Raw genomic sequence first — 15,954 nt, 5'->3', positions numbered from 1 at the left:
AGCTCGCTGTGCTATTAAGTTAGACTCAATTTAATTATACTGTCCTCCCCGCGAAGGCGGGGATCCATCTCTGAGCTAGCTATAATGCCAACTGAGGAATAGATTCCCGCATTCGCGGGAATGACAAAACTCCTTTAGGCTGAGCCTTCCCAATACTCAATTATGCAAGGCCTTTTTCAACGCATGCGCTGAAGCAGAATATGCGAGCAAAGCGGCTTCATAATGAGATGGCAGAGCACAGAAATCATGCAAAATCCCTCCAAACTCAATAAATTGCGCCTCATTTCCTCCTTCGACGAGCTTTTCATAATAGCGCTTGGCATCATCATGAATAGGATCGCATTCGGCAGCAATCACTAAAGCGGGCGGCAGGTTTTTAAAATCAGTTTGAAACTGCGGATTCGCTTCAGGGTTCTTCTCATCTTCCGTTTTACCAAGGTACTGTTTTCTCATCCAGTGCAAGGTGGCAGTTTCTAAAAAATACCCCGTTTCAAAAGTTTTATCTGAGGGCATGGTATTATTTAAATCCACCCAGGGATAATAAAGAAGCTGGAAGGCGATGGCTACATCCTTATTCTTTTTTGCCTGATGACAAATACTTGCAGCAATATTACCGCCGGCACTGTCACCAGCGATCGCAACTTTTCCGTTACCACCAAACTCAGCAGCATGCTTTTGAACATAACGAATTACATCATAGCAATCATTATGAGCAGCAGGATACTTATGCTCAGGAGCACGTCGGTAATCTACAGCGACCACCAGGCAATTAGCCGCTTCCGATAAAAAACGACAGGTATAATCAAGAAAATCGAGATCCCCAAATACAAAACCACCCCCATGACAGTAAATCAAGGCTGGCAGTTTAGTTGAGTTTTTACTGGGCTTATATAAGCGAACTTTAATTTTGTGACCAGCAATATCAAGTTCGCGGTCCTCAGTATAAACATCAATTGTTTTTAGCTTTCCCGCAACCGGAGCGATGAGTTTATTAAATGCTTCGCGAGCTTTTCCAGGCTCCATCTCGAGAAGATTTTGTCCATCCAGTGCGCTTGAGGCTCTCTCGCCCAGGCGTTTGATAAAATTACTGGAGTCAGTGTTAATCGGTTTCATTTTGTACCTTCCTTAGTTTACACAAGATTAAAGCTAAATCATGATTTATAAAACCTGTTTAGATAGAATTACCAGTCATCAGCGTCTATCTAAAAATAGCAGAAAAACAGCATACCAATGAATATTTCTTCCATTTACACATCAAACAAACCCAAAGCTTCAACTGGTTGTTCATCCTGTTCGATCTTCATTTTTCGATAATCAGGATAAAACCTCAGCTCATACCCTGCGATAGTTATTAACTCCGATGGGCTCTTAACCAGCTCATAAAGAGCCTGCATGCTAATAATCTCACAATCATTTACATCAAACAGCCCCGGGTTGGCTAGTTCAGAATTTATTTCCTGCTCTGTTCGTTTGATAATATCATCCAGCATATCAGCAATTGCTTCTTTGTCCACAGGGCTCTTAATGGAGTCGTTTTTATAGTGCCCTAAAAATAACTCTTGAATAAACTTCACCAGTGTTCCCGAAGTCATAATTGATAAATGGCCATGATGTTTAAATTTCTTAACAGAATTAGGCTGCTGGTAACCAGGAACTATTGCGCAGCCGGCCAGAACGATCCAGTCCTGACCAGCCTCAATAAAGTAATAACGATTAGTGGATTTTTTGACTACTTTTTCCAATTGGATCAGAAACTCGCTGTTTACCTGCATTTGCGCGACCGACCTGGAGAAATATCCCAAGGCTTTGAGAGCCAGATAGGAGCCGCCAAAAGGAGCGCATATAGGAATAATCATTTCAACTTTAATCCCATTTTTTTCTGCAAGATATTCCGCGAAGGCGCTGGCGATAATTCCGCCGCGGGAATGCCCCATCAAAATAACCCGCTTATCATTATTAGCAATAATCTGCTTTAAAAGCTGCTCCTCAAAGTCCTCCATGCCCGCGCCTGTTGCGCGATCCTCAAAATTGACCAGAACTATATGCTTAATCAATTCCGGCAAACCCAATTCAATTAATTGATTAGCCAGAGTTAAAAAAGATAACTCGCGATCAGCAGTACCGTGGATGCAATAAATTGCAATAGGCTCAACATCTGCATCAGGTTTGAATTTGGGATTAGGGATTATCAACTGGGATGAGTTGGCCTGCAACCAGCGCATGGTGTGGAATAATATCCCAGTCCAACTGACCGGATGATTCTTTTTAATCAATGCAGAGAGATAGTTAGGAATTTTTGCAACCATCGATAACATACTTTTTGATGAGCTTGCCATTTGATTAACTCCCTGTGTCCAACCCTGAGAAGTTCCTGTACATGAAAGATACCGCCACCCCCACCTAAAGACCAGACTGCTTTAGCCTGCATTGCGTTGATGCCTTAGCAATAAATAATTGGCTCTGTTGACCGCATCACCCAGTGCTTTTTCCGGAGTTTTTAAACCAGCGAAGATACTCTCCAGGGCTTCATCATTGGCCGTACGGATCTGGTTTTGCGGCCCCTGATAGTGCTTCATATACTCACTATGAGGTTTAGCAAGTTCTTCTTCTGCAAGGGCAAGAATCGGGTGATGGCTTTCTCGAGCAATACCCGCGTAAACACCACTAAGCCCCAATGGAATATACCCAGTATTCAGATGCCATTGCTTCTGTCTTTCCGGTTTGGCAATAAATGCAAAAAAAAGAGCGGTTCCCCGATATACGTCAGGAGATTGACCAGCCACCGCCCATAAGGCAGCTCCGCCGGCGACATTCGTGTGCCTTTCCGTGGAAACTTTTGAATCAATCGGAAGCCTTGCTACGCCCAGGGAGAATGTAAGCATATTCGCTAAGCTATTATAAGCACCGGATGACTGGCTGAATAGAGCACATCGACCACTGGTAAACAAGGCGGTGGCGTCGCTGGCTCTTCCTCCATACTCAAAATAATTCAGTCTTTGCCAGCGTTGCAGGCGTTTCAAATGGTTAAGCACTGCCGAGTTATTATAGATTGCATTTCCTTTTGTCCCATCAGTTAACGCCAGACCATGCAGTGCAGAAAAGGATTCAATACTTACCCAGGCAGGATATGCGCTGGTATAACCGCAAATTTGTCCTTTCTGTTTGAGCTGCTCTAACATGTTCTCAAGTTCTTCCCAGGTTTTTGGAAAATTCGCTTGTGAAATCCCAATAGTTGCCAGCAAATCACTGTTATAATAAAGAACTGGAATTGAGGTATTAAACGGCATAGCCTGCAACTCCCCCTTTTCACTATAAAAGGTCCGAACGGAGGGTAGAAAATCCTGCAGGGGAAAATCGATTTGCTGTTCCCGCATGAGCTCCTCTACCGGTTTATGAATGCCCGCAGGCGATAGCATGGTGGCAGTACCTACTTCAAATACCTGAACAATCGCGGGTGGCTTATGAGCACGAAAGGCAGCAGCGAAACTGGTTAAAGAATCCGTATACTCTCCTTTATAAACCGGTTTGATTCGATAATGAGACTGACTCTGATTAAAAGCCTGCACCAGACTTTCAACTTCTTCGCCCAAGTGACCGGCCATCGAATGCCAGAAAATAATTTCAACCGGTTCAGCCCAGGCACTGCCGCCGGTGAAACAGAATATTGCCAGGAGCAGCAGCGTTTTCATGAGAGCAAATCAGGGTAATCACTAAAAACGGCATCGACCCCCCAATCCAGAAGTTTTTTTGCCTGCCGCTTCCAGTTGACGGTATAAACGAACAATCGATAACCATTGTCCTTAATTTCTTTGACCCGTTCTGCAGTTAATATTTTCTTATTCACATGAATAGAATAACAATGCAATTCCCTGGCCTTTTTCAACCATTCATCATCCCAATGATGAAGTAACAAACCTAATGGGAGCTCAGGAGACAAGCTATGACATAAGGAAAGCACATTCAAATCAAAACTGGATACCAGGGGCATTTCTTTTGATTGAGGCCAATGACGATTGATATAGGACAGTACAGTGATTGCCGTCTGCTCTGCAGTACCAGGATAAGGTTTAATTTCTATATTTGCGGTGACATTCGAGAATACCAGCCATTTAATCAAATCGCGAAAATGCAGAACTTTTTCTGATTTAAACTGCTTTGAAAACCAGCTTCCGGCATCCAGTGTTTTTACATAATCAGCATTGACCAGCCCTAACTCCCCTCGCCCATTGGTGGTTCTTTTGAGATTTTCATCATGAAAAACAAAAGGCTCACCATCAGCTGTAAGCATGATGTCAAATTCAACGGCAGTACAGCCTAAGCTTAATGCTCTGTCAAAAGAGGCCAGAGTATTTTCGGGGGCATATCCAGCCGCCCCCCGATGCCCTATGACACGATTAGGGATTTGCAGGGGCATTGCACACCTTTACTGCTCTGTTTGATCCAGCTTCAACCATTGCACTCATAACCAGCTCATTACTCACGGTTAAGGCTGGCGCCGCTGTGGCTCCCATAACCATCGTATTCAATTCCTTGGCCTGATACGCTCTGGGTTGTACAGGCATGGGATTGTCGCCTTCAATCACATAAAGATTGTTCACGCTATACTGTTGCGAGGTATACACTTTATTCATCCTCGCAAGCTCTTCATTAACCAGTTGATAAAGCTTTTCTCTTAATTGAGATTTTACGGTCTGAACTTCGTCAAGGCTGGGTGTGAAATCAACCCCGTTAATAGTGTAAGTGGCGCCAGGCTTGCTGACATCCTTGGCCAATTGGTAGATATCTGTCAGACTGGCTTGAGGCACTCTGACCTGAGCTGATACAAATAACTTTTCAAGTCCAGAGCTATCCTGTGAGCGATCAAACTGAGTCAGATGCCAATCTCCAGATGCAATTTTGCCCAGATTAGTCATAATATCGGCACGAGCTTTGACCAAATCGGCGTTGTTTAATGTAGCATTCACATTGGCAGTCAATAATGCGGACTGAGTAGTCACCCATTGCCTGGCAGAAACCTGGAAAACGATTTTGTCAAGCGGGGCCTGGTTGGAGCAATCGCAGGCCAGAACTCCCTGACTCAATAATGAAAAAGCCAGCATCCCAACAATTTTCTTCATATTTCTCTCCAGTGTATGGAAAAATCAATTTAAACAGTTCAGCGCAAATTGTCCTAGTGTATAACAAGTCTCTTAATTAAGTGAATGAAATTTGTTTCCGGGTCTTAAGCCGTCCCCCAAATGTGTTCAACTAAGGGGCAACATAGTAACTGATTCATAGTTTTCATTGATTTAGTTCCCGAATGGGTCTATAACATGTGCACATGAATTTTCTTGGAGCCCTTTGATGATGTCTGTAGAAACAATAAGAAAAAATGATGCTGTCTCCCCTATTCATGACGATTTTCTGGAATATGCTCTAGGACACGGCTTTGGAGAAGTTCATTTCAAAGTAGACTCTGCAACCGGCATGAAAGCAATGGTTGCCATTCACAATACAAAATTAGGCCCTGCTTTAGGCGGCTGCCGGTTTATCGAATATCCGAACACACAAAGCGCTATCTATGACGCCATGCGTCTCGCTCGAGGCATGAGCTATAAAGCCGCCTCGGTTAATTTACCACTCGGAGGCGGTAAAGCGGTTATTATTAAACCCTCTGGAAATTATGATCGCGAGGCCTATCTTCACGCCTTTGGCGAATTTGTAAATGATTTGGGCGGCAGATACATTACTGCACTCGATAGCGGAACCGAATTACGGGATATGGATATCATCGCTCAACATACACCCTATGTCGCGAGTTTATCAAGCCACAATGGCGATCCCTCTCCATCTACTGCGAAAGGAGTGCTAAGAGGGATCCAAGCCGCTGTTGAATTCAAATTAGGCAAAAGTAGTCTTTCTGGCTTACATGTTGCTATCCAGGGCCTGGGGCATGTTGGATTTATACTTGCACGTCATTTACATGAGCAAGGCGCAATACTTAGTGTCTCTGATGTCAATCCGGAAGTGGTCGAACGTGCGGTAAAAGAATTTGGCGCCACTGCCGTTTCTACTGATGTCATTCATAAACTTCCTTGTGATGTCTTTGCTCCCTGTGCTCTTGGTGCGATTATTAATGATATGAGTATTGGGCAACTCCAGACGACAATCATTGCCGGTGCCGCCAACAATCAGCTTGCGCATAGTTATCATGGTCAATTACTGCATGAAAAAGGCATCCTTTACGCAGCCGATTATGTGATTAATGCCGGCGGGCTTATCTTTGCAGCGAGCAAATACTTACATACACCGGAAGATTTAGTGAATCAGCAAATCGACAGCATCCGCACTCACTTGCTGGAAATTTTCTCTCGCTCACAAAGAGAAAACCAGCCAACCAGCGTGATTGCCGATACCATCGCTCAGGAAAAATTGGCATAATGTCCTTTTTGCAGAGTTTGTGCCAGGGATAATTAATGAAACAATTACAACTAACGCCGGAATTGTATGATTACATGTTGTCAGTTTCGCTGCGCGAACATCCGGCGCTTAAAGCATTACGGGAAGATACGTCGACAATGATGCTGGCCGCCATGCAGGTGGCACCGGAGCAAGCGCAGTTTATGCAGTTTTTACTGAAAATGCTCGGAGCAAGGAGGGTACTAGAAGTCGGTACCTTCACAGGTTATAGTGCTTTAGCGATGGCTTTGGCTCTTCCTGACGATGGCCGGTTAATCACCTGTGATATCAGCAAAGAGTGGACTTCAAAAGCACACCCCTTCTGGGAAGCATCTGGTCAGGCTCATAAAATTGAATTACGCCTGGGCCCTGCAGTAGATACATTGCAGGAGCTGCTCAGTGAAGGCCAGCGTCAATTTGACTTTATTTTCATTGATGCTGATAAAACGAATTATATCAACTATTACGAACTTGCTTTAGAACTTATACAACCAAATGGTGTTATTGCTATAGACAATATCTTTTGGGATGGCAAAGTCATTGACCAGTCTGAAACCGGTGGTCAGACCCGGGAAATAAGACGTCTTAATGAATTACTAAAAAATGATGAGCGAGTGGATACCAGCTTGCTGGCCATTGCCGATGGCTTGTTCCTGATTAAACTCAAACCGGAATAGTCATAAAATGTAGATTTATCGTATTGCGCAGCCAATTTAACAAGGAGTTACTATGCATCACAAGCATTTAGATCACAATCCCTGCGGTTTGGATGGTTTCGCGTTCCTGGAGTTTTCCGCAGAAAATCCCGAGTTATTATACAAGCAATTTGAAGAAATGGGATTCACTGCAATTGCAACTCATAAAACCGAGGATATTGTCCTTTATCAGCAGGGCCAGATTCAATTTATCGTGAATGCCGCGAAAAACACCCAGGCAGAGGAGCATGCCAAAACACATGGCGCAGGTGCATGTGCTATGGGATTTCGGGTCAAGGATGCCAAACAAGCCTATGCTTATGCGCTGCAGCATGGAGCCACTGCCTTCCAGGACTGCAAACATGCAGATCATGGCTTATTAGGCATTCAGGCTATTGGTGGCAGCGTCATTTATTTTGTAGACGACAACCACAAGCCGTTTACTGATCACTGGAATATCAATAAAGTCGATAATGTGGATGGCACCGGTCTGACATTTATCGATCACCTGACTCATAATGTGTATCGCGGTAATATGGATAAATGGGCGCAATTCTATGCGGAAATTTTCAATTTTTCGCAGATTCGTTTTTTCAATATCAAAGGTAAAATGACTGGTTTAATCAGCCGGGCGCTTGGTAGTCCTTGCGGAAAAATCAAAATTCCTCTGAATGAATCAAAAGATGACCAATCACAGATTGAAGAGTTTTTGCATGAATATCGCGGTGAAGGCATTCAGCACATTGCTTTAAACTCCAATGACATTTGCCACACAGTACAGGCATTACGACAAAATACAGTCAAGTTTTTAGATGTTCCTGACACCTATTATGAAATGATTGACTCAAGAATTCCCTGGCATCGGGAACCAATTGCCAAATTAAAAGAACAGAAAATTCTGATCGATGGTGAAAGGGAAGAGTGCGGCGGCCTGTTGCTGCAGATATTTACCGAGAATGTTTTTGGTCCTGTCTTTTTCGAAATCATTCAGCGTAAAGGCAATCAAGGTTTCGGAGAAGGAAACTTTCAGGCCTTATTTGAAGCGATTGAACGCGATCAGATACGCCGAGGAACTTTGTCAGCCTCTTAATCATATGGCTCATTTTCCGGAATCCCGCGTGTCTTTACATCCCGCGACTCGTTCGGCGTTGTTGCGTAGATGAAGACAGGTGCACAAAAACTGTCTTTGCGAGCGTTAGCGAAGCAATCCAGTTCCTTGCTTTGTTCAAGTTTCGATCTGGATTGCTTCACTTTGTTCGCAATGACGAGAGGTTAATTGCTTGGTTCTATTTACGCAACAACGCCGACTTGTCGCGGGATCCAAAAACCCAGCAAGAATACAGGACTTTCACTCAAATCCCATTTAATACTCGATAAAAGGAACGCTTTATGAAGTTAGCCAGCCTCAAATCAGAATCCAGAGACGGTGTTCTCTGCATGGTTAATCAATCAGGAACCAAAGCTGTCCGCGTAAGTAATATTGCACAAACATTGCAAAATGCCCTGGAGCGATGGTCTGAAGTAGAAAAACCGCTTGGAACAATTTATCAGCTTCTCAATGAAGACAAGCTGAGCGAGGCCTTCCCTGTCGATACTCAGGAAATGAACTCCCCCCTGCCCCGTGCTTTTCAATGGGCTGACGGCAGCGCTTATGTCAACCACGTAGAGCTGGTTAGAAAAGCGCGCGGCGCTGAACTTCCTGCTAATTTCTGGACCGATCCATTAATGTATCAGGGAGGATCGGATGCATTTCTTGGACCTCGAGATCCTATTCTTGTCCGTGACGAAGCCTATGGCATTGATTTTGAGGCTGAGGTTGCCGTAATTACTGATGATGTTCCGATGGGTGTTACGCCGGAGGAGGCTGCAAGGCACATTAAATTACTTATGCTGGTTAATGATGTTTCTTTAAGAAATTTAATACCTGATGAGCTCGCCAAAAGTTTCGGCTTTTTTCAATCCAAACCTGCCAGCAGTTTTTCACCTTTTGCAGTAACCCCTGATGAATTAGGCAAGCACTGGGATGGTAATCGTCTGCATCTCCCGCTGATAAGTCACTTAAATGGAACCCTTTTTGGGCAGCCCAATGCAGGCGAGGATATGACCTTCTCTTTTCCACAACTCATTGCTCATGCCGCTAAAACAAGAAATCTCACTGCAGGAACCATAATTGGGTCGGGCACTGTCTCGAATACCGATAGAACAAAGGGTTCTTCCTGTATCGCAGAACGGCGCATGCTTGAGATTCTGGAACAGGGAAAACCCAGGACCCCATTTATGCAGTTTGGAGATCGTATTCATATTGACATGCTTGATGAGAATAAACAGTCAATTTTTGGCGCGATTGACCAGATTGTCAAACCGTATACTGGAAAAGGTGAATAGTGAAACTTTATGATTACTATCGCTCCACAGCGAGTTATCGAGTGCGGATCGCTTTAAATATAAAGAACATAAGCTATGAAAAAATAGCTGTTCACCTGGTTAATAATGGAGGCGAACAACATCATCCGGACTATTTGAACCTTAATCCGCAGGGTCTGGTTCCTACCTTGGATGAACACGGTCATATTGTAACCCAGTCATTAGCGATTATTGAATATCTGGATGAAATATCTCCCAGTCCTCCCCTTCTGCCGGCCACACCTTTCGGCCGGGCTCAAGTGAGAAGCCTGGCTTTGCTAGTAGCCTGCGATATGCACCCATTGAATAATCTGCGTGTATTAAATCAGCTTCGCAGCCAGTTTAAAGCCTCTGATGAGGAGATTAGCCAGTGGTACCATCATTGGCTGAGAGAAGGTTTTGATGCCTTTGAAAGGCGTTTATCGACTATACCTCATAAACATCAGCTTTGTTATGGCAATGAAGTCAGTCTTGCCGATATTTGTCTCATACCGCAGGTTTTCAATGCCAGACGCTTTGGTTTTGCGATGGATGAGTATCCGCTAATCAACGAAATAGAAGCCTATTGTCTTAGCTTGCCTGCATTTAAAAATGCAGCCCCCTGACAGACTGCTAATGAAAAAACCCTCTGCTTTCGCAGAGGGTCTATTAAGATGGTTCTGTGAACTTTTTCCTGGGTTACCAGTTCATCACATGGAAATTACCATTGAATGCCTGAAACCCGTGAGCAAGCATGAAGACACCTAAAAGGCCCACCAGAACCATAATCAAATAGTAGGAACTACCGGAATAGACTCTTTGTGCAATGCCCAGCATATTCTCTGGAAACGCCAACCAAAGGATAGATTTAATAACGATTAGCCATGCAATCAGGGTAACCAGGATTTCATAATCCCACTCCCAGATATTATGAATTACTAACATTATTAATCCGAAAATCAGCGAAAATGATGCCCCAACCAGTATCCATCCGCTATTCGTTCCAACCCGTTTGATCAAATCCTGATAATACGCTCCCCTTGCAATCATAATTAGTGAGACAATTACCAGATAAAGCCCTAAAATCTGTTCAATTAGCAAAGTGTGAAATGGTACAGTAATCATGGTTAGCTCCCTTAGCCTATTATTACTAAGTGTAGTATAGATTAGCGAGCCGTTGAAAAATAAGTTAAATTGAAGGAAACCCCTCGCTGAGCCTAGCCCGTCAGGGCTGCAATTAAAACCAGGCTTTACTAATCAAAACGGTATCTACCTGTCCGTTAGGCTCACGCTTTAACATGCTCCATTCCGCTTTACAGCGTTGTAAATGCCCCATCAGAATACTTTGATTCTCACAGCGGTAATGAATGGGCAAACCATCGAACATCTCTCCCTCATCGACCGCTTTGCATTTTTCCCCAGTCGACAGCTCAACCACCCAAGGATAGGTCCGCGAAAGATCAAGACTTGCCTGCGCTAAATCCATTGTGGCATGCCTTAATTTAATTTCAACCGATTGTGTACTCCAGGGACTCTCCGGACAGAATGCCTGCATTTTTTTGCCATAGGGTTTAATAAAGCAGGGATCATAGGTTTGGCCGCCTGCCACACAACGCCAGGCATCCTCGCGCTTAATACGTTGCGACTGCTGGACACATTCACCTGTGTAACTTGATGCAATGGAGGTCACCGGTAAGCCTTCAACGCCTTCAAACGGATGATAAAACTCAAGTTCAGTATCCTTTGCAGCGGCATTCATTACATGAATGAGCATAAAAATCATCATTACGAAGCGCAACATGGACTCCCCCATCTGTTATATTTGGTATATTATTCTGTTTTTGCCACAAACCAATTACGATACTGTAATTCATATATGGCTATCATTTGTTTTTGGAGTACATCATGACAGAGGTTTATACGATAAAACAATGCCTTGAAGGTGAAATTAGTGTGGACGAAACCGTTTGCGTTCGAGGCTGGGTTAAAACGCGAAGGGATTCAAAAGCTGGAGTCTCTTTTGTCAGCCTCCATGATGGTTCCTGTTTTGCACCCATTCAGCTGGTCGCTTCCGAGCAATTGCCTAACTATCAAAGTGAAGTCCTGAAATTAACTGCCGGTTGCGCCCTTATAGCAAAAGGGAAACTGGTGACCTCACAAGGCAAGGGACAATCGTTTGAAATTCAGGTTGAGGACCTTGAAGTGGTTGGATGGGTAGAAAATCCTGAAAGTTATCCTATTCAGGCCAAACGACATACCCTTGAATTTCTGCGCGATGTTGCACATCTTCGCCCCCGTACCAATACTATCAGCGCAGTAACCCGTATTCGGCATTGCCTTGCCCAGGCAATTCATCGATTTTTTCATGAGCGCGGCTATTTTTGGGTTCATACTCCAATAATCACAGCCAGTGATTGCGAAGGTGCAGGGGAAATGTTCAGGGTCAGCACGCTTGATTTGATGAATTTACCGCACAGTGCAAACGGCAAGATTGATTTTTCCAAAGACTTTTTCGGACGAGAAGCATTTCTGACCGTATCCGGACAGCTCAACGTGGAAGCTTATTGCCTGGCGTTGTCCAAAGTGTACACCTTTGGGCCCACTTTCCGAGCTGAAAACTCAAACACCAGCCGACACCTGGCAGAGTTCTGGATGGTTGAGCCTGAACTCGCCTTTGCCGATTTAAGCGACATTGCCAGATTAAGCCAGGAAATGCTGCGCTATTTGTGTAAGGTGGTTCTCGATGAACGTTCAGATGACATGGCATTCTTCAATCAATTTGTAGCGCCTGGCTGCATTGAACGCCTGGAAAATATCGTTGAATCTGAATTTGAAGTAATGTCTTATACCGACGCCATCAGCGCCTTACAGAAAGCTGACAAAACCTTTGACTACCCAGTTTCCTGGGGATTGGATTTACAATCAGAGCATGAGCGTTATATTGCGGAAGAGCTTTGTAAAAAACCGGTGATTATCACTGATTATCCCAAAGAAATTAAAGGATTTTATATGCGCCTTAATGAGGATGGCCGCACGGTTGCCGCAATGGACGTTCTTGCACCAGGTATCGGCGAAATTATTGGCGGTAGCCAGCGCGAAGAACGCCTGGATGTCCTGGATCAACGTATGGATGAGTGCAAACTCAGCAAACAGGATTATAACTGGTATCGCGACTTGCGCCGCTATGGTACCGTACCTCATGCCGGTTATGGGTTAGGATTCGAGCGGTTAATAAGCTACGTGACCGGTGTTGGCAACGTAAGAGACGTAATCCCCTTCCCGCGTACACCAGGTAATGCGAATTACTAATGGAGGCATGAGAGCCCCTCTCTAATTTATATTAAACTGTCCTCCCCGCGAAGGCGGGGATCCAATCTTTGAGCTCGCTATAATGCCAACTGAGGAATGGATTCTCACCTGCGCGGGAAGGACAATTAATATACGATTGATAAACTTTAAGCTAAAACTCCATCCTGAATTGTGTTTACCTTACTCATTCTGGAAGCTAGCTGCTGATCATGGGTGACAATAACCAGCGCCGTATTTAGTGACTGATTCAGTTCCAGCATAAGTTCAAACACGCGCTGAGCGGTTCCCTGATCCAGATTCCCTGTAGGCTCATCCGCTAATACAAAATGAGGTTTGTGCACTAATGCCCTGGCTATCGCAACACGCTGCCGCTCTCCGCCCGAAAGTTGAGAAGGCTTATGGCTGACTCTATTTTTCAAACCTACTTTCTCGAGCATTGTGAAAGCTTCAGATTCCGCCTCTTGCACGGATTTATCACCGAGCAGTAAGGTCATGGCGACGTTTTCAAGCGCAGTGAATTCGGGTAGAAGATGATGGAACTGATAAACAAATCCCAGATGCTGGTTTCGCAAATGACAACGCTGCTTTTCCGAAAGGCTTTGCCAGTTTTTGTTGTCAATTGACACCTCTCCACCACTGGGCTTGTCCAATCCCCCCAGCAAATGCAGCAAGGTGCTTTTTCCCGAGCCGGAGGGGCCAATAATCGCCAGACTTTCACCCTGATTTACTGACAGATTAACCCCTTTCAATACGTCAACTGTGGCCGTTCCATCATGATAGGATTTGCTTAGATTACTGCAGGATAAATTAATCTTACTCATAGTGAAGCGCCTCCGCAATCACGGTTTTTGATGCCCGCCAGGCTGGATAGATCGTAGCCAGAAAACTCATTGTCAGGGCTGCGGCACAAATTTTAATTAAATCGCTAATCATAATTTTTGAAGGCAGATAATCAACGAAGTAAATGCTTGAAGATAGAATCCTTGTATCAAAAAAGGCTTGCAGCCAATTGACTATCGCTGTGGCGTTACTGGCTAAAATAATCCCCCCCACAAGGCCTATCAAGGTTCCAATGACCCCCACCAGCATTCCCTGAACAATAAATGTCCACAGGATAACGCCAGGAGTCGCGCCAATAGTTCTCAATATGGCAATTTCTGATTGCTTGTCATTGACCACCATAACCAGCGAAGAGACCAGATTGAATGCAGCCACACCAATGATTAGCAAAAGGATAAGGAACATCATCGTTTTTTCCATTTTGACAGCGTCAAAAAAAGCTCCAAACTGATCCGTCCAATTACCTACCTGATATTCCTCTCCCAGTTTCGCCGCAATAGTTTCGGATAGTTTGGGCGCATTATAAATATTACTGATCTTCAGTTTAAGTCCGGTTACATCATTGCCAAGCTGCATCAGTTTTTGCGCATCATTCAGGTTGATAAAGGCCAGTTTCGTATCAAAATTAAAGCCATTTCCAGCTGAAAATACCCCCTCGACTGTAAATCGCTTAAAACGCGGGATCATCCCTGCTGGAGTAACGGTAGCCTGGGGTATCATGATAGTGACTTTGTCACCAATCATCACTCCCAGATTGTCCGCCAGACCTCGTCCAAGAATAATGCCGAAATTTTTCAGATTACGGAGATCGCCAATTAACATCTTTTCCTTGATGTGGCTCACTTTTTCTTCAAGCTCTGGATCAACCCCGGTCAATATAATAGGTAATACCTGCCCCTCATTAGTCAACAATCCCTGACCGCCCACAAAAGGCACAATGGCTTTAATACCCGGAACATTGCTTAATTTTTTTTCAAGAGTAGGCCAGTCACTAATCTTTCCATCACGGCCAGTCACAGTAATTTCAGGGGCCATACCAAAAAAACGCCGGTGGATTTCGACATCAAAGCCATTCATCACCGAAAGTACCGTAATTAAAACCATAACGCCCAAGCCAATCCCCAACATGGAACTCAGAGATATAAATGAGACGAAATGATTTTTTTTCCTGGCACGTGTATAGCGTAAACCAATAAAAAGCGCGAGCGGTTTGAACATAGGCATTTTTTCTTTATTAAAAGAACATTGTAGTGAAAATTTGCCTGCTAAGATAGACTCAGCCTCTTCTTGGACTGGAAATCTGGTTCTGGAGTGATTCCTTGAGTGCTTTCGCATGGTCACTGGAGCCGCCCAAACTGAATGGAGGCGCTTTTAATCGCACAATCTTAAGTTGCTTATTGTAAAGATTTAAAGCCTCATTTTCGGCATAGGTCACCTGGCTTGGAGTAAGAAGCGCTTTCACCTCGACTCCAAGTTCATTTTTCATAGTACTGATATCGGCAAGATTAAAAGGATTGGATAAAGTGAGGCCTTTCCCGAAATACACATTGTTAATCGCCGCCTGAGAATCATCCTCGCATAATTCGGCCAGTCGTAGATACTGCCAGGTGAGTTGATAAGCCGCTATGATCATGTCGCTATTGCATGCTCCCTTCAGTTCCCTGGCTAAAAATAGATTAGTGTTCGCCAGCAACAAAAGCCCCGGGGTTCGATGTTTCATCAGCATTGCACTCCAGGTCTTTAATATTTCGCTTAATTTCACTGAGATGTTTTGCACTTCAGATTTGCTCACCTGATGAGCCTCAATCTCTAAAGCGTTCACAGCTGTTTGAAATGCCTGACAGGAACCGTAGCTCATAGCCAGATTTAAATATTTAAGAAAGGCTTTTTCCTGATTTTGTGCCTTCAAACTTACCGCTGAATAGTACAACCCCAGCCCGAGGACCAATTCGCGATCTGAAAAATCGGTCTGCTTTTGTAGCTTGAATTCAGGAATATCCCATAAACTCAATTTCTCGCGATGCAGCTGCCAAAGGCTTTCAAAGGCCCGTCCATCAAGCACCTCTCTGGGAGTTCTGTCATTCACATAGAAAAGGGAAAGCTCATAAAACGTACAATTAGATAACTCTGAAATAATTTCTTTGACAGGAACTTCCGGTAAATTTAACTGCTTTAAAATCCTTTTTTTGTCGATTGGCATGACTGCTCGCATTTGTAACTATTTGTATACAGTGTAGAACTTTTTTATCTTTATAGCACACGTCTTTTATTTCACCGACTATAGTTATAG

16 protein-coding genes are annotated in these 15,954 nt (G+C 44.1%); 6 read left to right on the top strand and 10 right to left on the bottom strand.

All coding sequences use genetic code 11. From position 1 onward, the window contains the following. Positions 1 to 156: 156 nt before the first annotated feature. The 5 genes from E1O89_RS01205 to E1O89_RS01185 form a co-directional block, all read right to left on the bottom strand. Positions 157 to 1,113, bottom strand: a complete 957-nt coding sequence (locus tag E1O89_RS01205; protein ID WP_133138567.1) for an alpha/beta hydrolase — start codon at positions 1,111 to 1,113, stop codon at positions 157 to 159. Between the two features lie 134 nt (positions 1,114 to 1,247). Further along, positions 1,248 to 2,336: an esterase/lipase family protein gene (locus E1O89_RS01200; RefSeq protein WP_133138566.1), complete on the bottom strand. Its 1,089-nt coding sequence runs from the start codon at positions 2,334 to 2,336 to the stop codon at positions 1,248 to 1,250. Between the two features lie 81 nt (positions 2,337 to 2,417). Continuing rightward, the gene (locus E1O89_RS01195) at positions 2,418 to 3,689 is read right to left on the bottom strand and encodes an extracellular solute-binding protein (RefSeq protein WP_133138565.1); all 1,272 of its coding nucleotides are present in this window, start codon (positions 3,687 to 3,689) and stop codon (positions 2,418 to 2,420) included. Continuing rightward, positions 3,686 to 4,414, bottom strand: coding sequence for a glycerophosphoryl diester phosphodiesterase (locus E1O89_RS01190; protein ID WP_133138564.1), 729 nt, complete (start codon positions 4,412 to 4,414; stop codon positions 3,686 to 3,688). Before E1O89_RS01190 ends, E1O89_RS01195 begins: the two co-directional genes overlap by 4 nt. Beyond that, a complete protein-coding gene (locus E1O89_RS01185) occupies positions 4,395 to 5,117 on the bottom strand; it encodes a hypothetical protein (RefSeq protein ID WP_133138563.1) in 723 nt (240 codons plus the stop codon). Before E1O89_RS01185 ends, E1O89_RS01190 begins: the two co-directional genes overlap by 20 nt. A 226-nt stretch (positions 5,118 to 5,343) precedes the next feature. Between E1O89_RS01185 and E1O89_RS01180 the strand changes: the two genes are divergently transcribed. From E1O89_RS01180 to maiA, 5 genes are all read left to right on the top strand, one after another. Continuing rightward, on the top strand, positions 5,344 to 6,420 hold the full coding sequence (locus E1O89_RS01180) for a Leu/Phe/Val dehydrogenase (RefSeq protein WP_133138562.1): 1,077 nt from the start codon (positions 5,344 to 5,346) through the stop codon (positions 6,418 to 6,420). A gap of 35 nt (positions 6,421 to 6,455) precedes the next feature. Next, a complete protein-coding gene (locus E1O89_RS01175; protein ID WP_133138561.1) occupies positions 6,456 to 7,115 on the top strand; it encodes an O-methyltransferase in 660 nt (219 codons plus the stop codon). Between the two features lie 52 nt (positions 7,116 to 7,167). Next, entirely contained in the window at positions 7,168 to 8,223 is a 1,056-nt protein-coding gene (gene hppD, locus E1O89_RS01170) for a 4-hydroxyphenylpyruvate dioxygenase (protein WP_133138560.1), read from the top strand. Positions 8,224 to 8,522: 299 nt separating this feature from the next. Further along, on the top strand, positions 8,523 to 9,518 hold the full coding sequence (locus tag E1O89_RS01165) for a fumarylacetoacetate hydrolase family protein (protein WP_133138559.1): 996 nt from the start codon (positions 8,523 to 8,525) through the stop codon (positions 9,516 to 9,518). Beyond that, positions 9,518 to 10,141: a maleylacetoacetate isomerase gene (maiA, locus tag E1O89_RS01160; protein WP_133138558.1), complete on the top strand. Its 624-nt coding sequence runs from the start codon at positions 9,518 to 9,520 to the stop codon at positions 10,139 to 10,141. The genes E1O89_RS01165 and maiA overlap by 1 nt, the downstream gene beginning before the upstream one ends. Before the next feature lie 73 nt (positions 10,142 to 10,214). On the opposite strand, the gene E1O89_RS01155 is transcribed toward maiA, so the two are convergent. Both E1O89_RS01155 and E1O89_RS01150 read right to left on the bottom strand, forming a co-directional pair. Continuing rightward, positions 10,215 to 10,640 carry a hypothetical protein gene (locus E1O89_RS01155; RefSeq protein WP_058508651.1) on the bottom strand — a complete coding sequence of 142 codons (426 nt, stop codon included), beginning with the start codon at positions 10,638 to 10,640 and terminating at the stop codon, positions 10,215 to 10,217. Between the two features lie 112 nt (positions 10,641 to 10,752). After that, on the bottom strand, positions 10,753 to 11,316 hold the full coding sequence (locus tag E1O89_RS01150; protein ID WP_262337360.1) for a hypothetical protein: 564 nt from the start codon (positions 11,314 to 11,316) through the stop codon (positions 10,753 to 10,755). Positions 11,317 to 11,420: 104 nt separating this feature from the next. Between E1O89_RS01150 and asnS the strand changes: the two genes are divergently transcribed. Then, positions 11,421 to 12,824: an asparagine--tRNA ligase gene (asnS, locus tag E1O89_RS01145; protein WP_133138557.1), complete on the top strand. Its 1,404-nt coding sequence runs from the start codon at positions 11,421 to 11,423 to the stop codon at positions 12,822 to 12,824. 146 nt (positions 12,825 to 12,970) lie between these two features. Here asnS and lolD read toward each other — a convergent pair whose 3' ends face one another. From lolD to E1O89_RS01130, 3 genes are read right to left on the bottom strand one after another with little or no spacing between them, the layout of a single operon-like run. After that, positions 12,971 to 13,645 carry a lipoprotein-releasing ABC transporter ATP-binding protein LolD gene (gene lolD, locus E1O89_RS01140; protein ID WP_133138556.1) on the bottom strand — a complete coding sequence of 225 codons (675 nt, stop codon included), beginning with the start codon at positions 13,643 to 13,645 and terminating at the stop codon, positions 12,971 to 12,973. Continuing rightward, positions 13,638 to 14,882: a lipoprotein-releasing ABC transporter permease subunit gene (locus E1O89_RS01135; protein WP_133138555.1), complete on the bottom strand. Its 1,245-nt coding sequence runs from the start codon at positions 14,880 to 14,882 to the stop codon at positions 13,638 to 13,640. Before E1O89_RS01135 ends, lolD begins: the two co-directional genes overlap by 8 nt. Positions 14,883 to 14,940: 58 nt before the next feature. Then, positions 14,941 to 15,864 (bottom strand): DUF5630 domain-containing protein, encoded by a 924-nt coding sequence (locus E1O89_RS01130; protein ID WP_133138554.1) that lies wholly within the window; start codon positions 15,862 to 15,864, stop codon positions 14,941 to 14,943. Positions 15,865 to 15,954 lie beyond the last annotated feature (90 nt).

The organism is Legionella genomosp. 1 (genome assembly GCF_900640215.1).
In the GTDB taxonomy this organism is placed as follows: Bacteria; Pseudomonadota; Gammaproteobacteria; order Legionellales; family Legionellaceae; genus Legionella_C; species Legionella_C quinlivanii_A.
This window is presented reverse-complemented; position numbering and strand designations above follow the sequence as displayed.

Coding starts and splice junctions, on each gene's coding strand:
- E1O89_RS01205 (WP_133138567.1), bottom strand. CDS start 1,113: ATGAAACCGATTAACACTGACTCCAGTAATTTTATCAAACGCCTGGGC.
- E1O89_RS01200 (WP_133138566.1), bottom strand. CDS start 2,336: ATGGCAAGCTCATCAAAAAGTATGTTATCGATGGTTGCAAAAATTCCT.
- E1O89_RS01195 (WP_133138565.1), bottom strand. CDS start 3,689: ATGAAAACGCTGCTGCTCCTGGCAATATTCTGTTTCACCGGCGGCAGT.
- E1O89_RS01190 (WP_133138564.1), bottom strand. CDS start 4,414: ATGCCCCTGCAAATCCCTAATCGTGTCATAGGGCATCGGGGGGCGGCT.
- E1O89_RS01185 (WP_133138563.1), bottom strand. CDS start 5,117: ATGAAGAAAATTGTTGGGATGCTGGCTTTTTCATTATTGAGTCAGGGA.
- E1O89_RS01180 (WP_133138562.1), top strand. CDS start 5,344: ATGATGTCTGTAGAAACAATAAGAAAAAATGATGCTGTCTCCCCTATT.
- E1O89_RS01175 (WP_133138561.1), top strand. CDS start 6,456: ATGAAACAATTACAACTAACGCCGGAATTGTATGATTACATGTTGTCA.
- hppD (WP_133138560.1), top strand. CDS start 7,168: ATGCATCACAAGCATTTAGATCACAATCCCTGCGGTTTGGATGGTTTC.
- E1O89_RS01165 (WP_133138559.1), top strand. CDS start 8,523: ATGAAGTTAGCCAGCCTCAAATCAGAATCCAGAGACGGTGTTCTCTGC.
- E1O89_RS01155 (WP_058508651.1), bottom strand. CDS start 10,640: ATGATTACTGTACCATTTCACACTTTGCTAATTGAACAGATTTTAGGG.
- E1O89_RS01150 (WP_262337360.1), bottom strand. CDS start 11,316: ATGTTGCGCTTCGTAATGATGATTTTTATGCTCATTCATGTAATGAAT.
- asnS (WP_133138557.1), top strand. CDS start 11,421: ATGACAGAGGTTTATACGATAAAACAATGCCTTGAAGGTGAAATTAGT.
- lolD (WP_133138556.1), bottom strand. CDS start 13,645: ATGAGTAAGATTAATTTATCCTGCAGTAATCTAAGCAAATCCTATCAT.
- E1O89_RS01135 (WP_133138555.1), bottom strand. CDS start 14,882: ATGTTCAAACCGCTCGCGCTTTTTATTGGTTTACGCTATACACGTGCC.
- E1O89_RS01130 (WP_133138554.1), bottom strand. CDS start 15,864: ATGCCAATCGACAAAAAAAGGATTTTAAAGCAGTTAAATTTACCGGAA.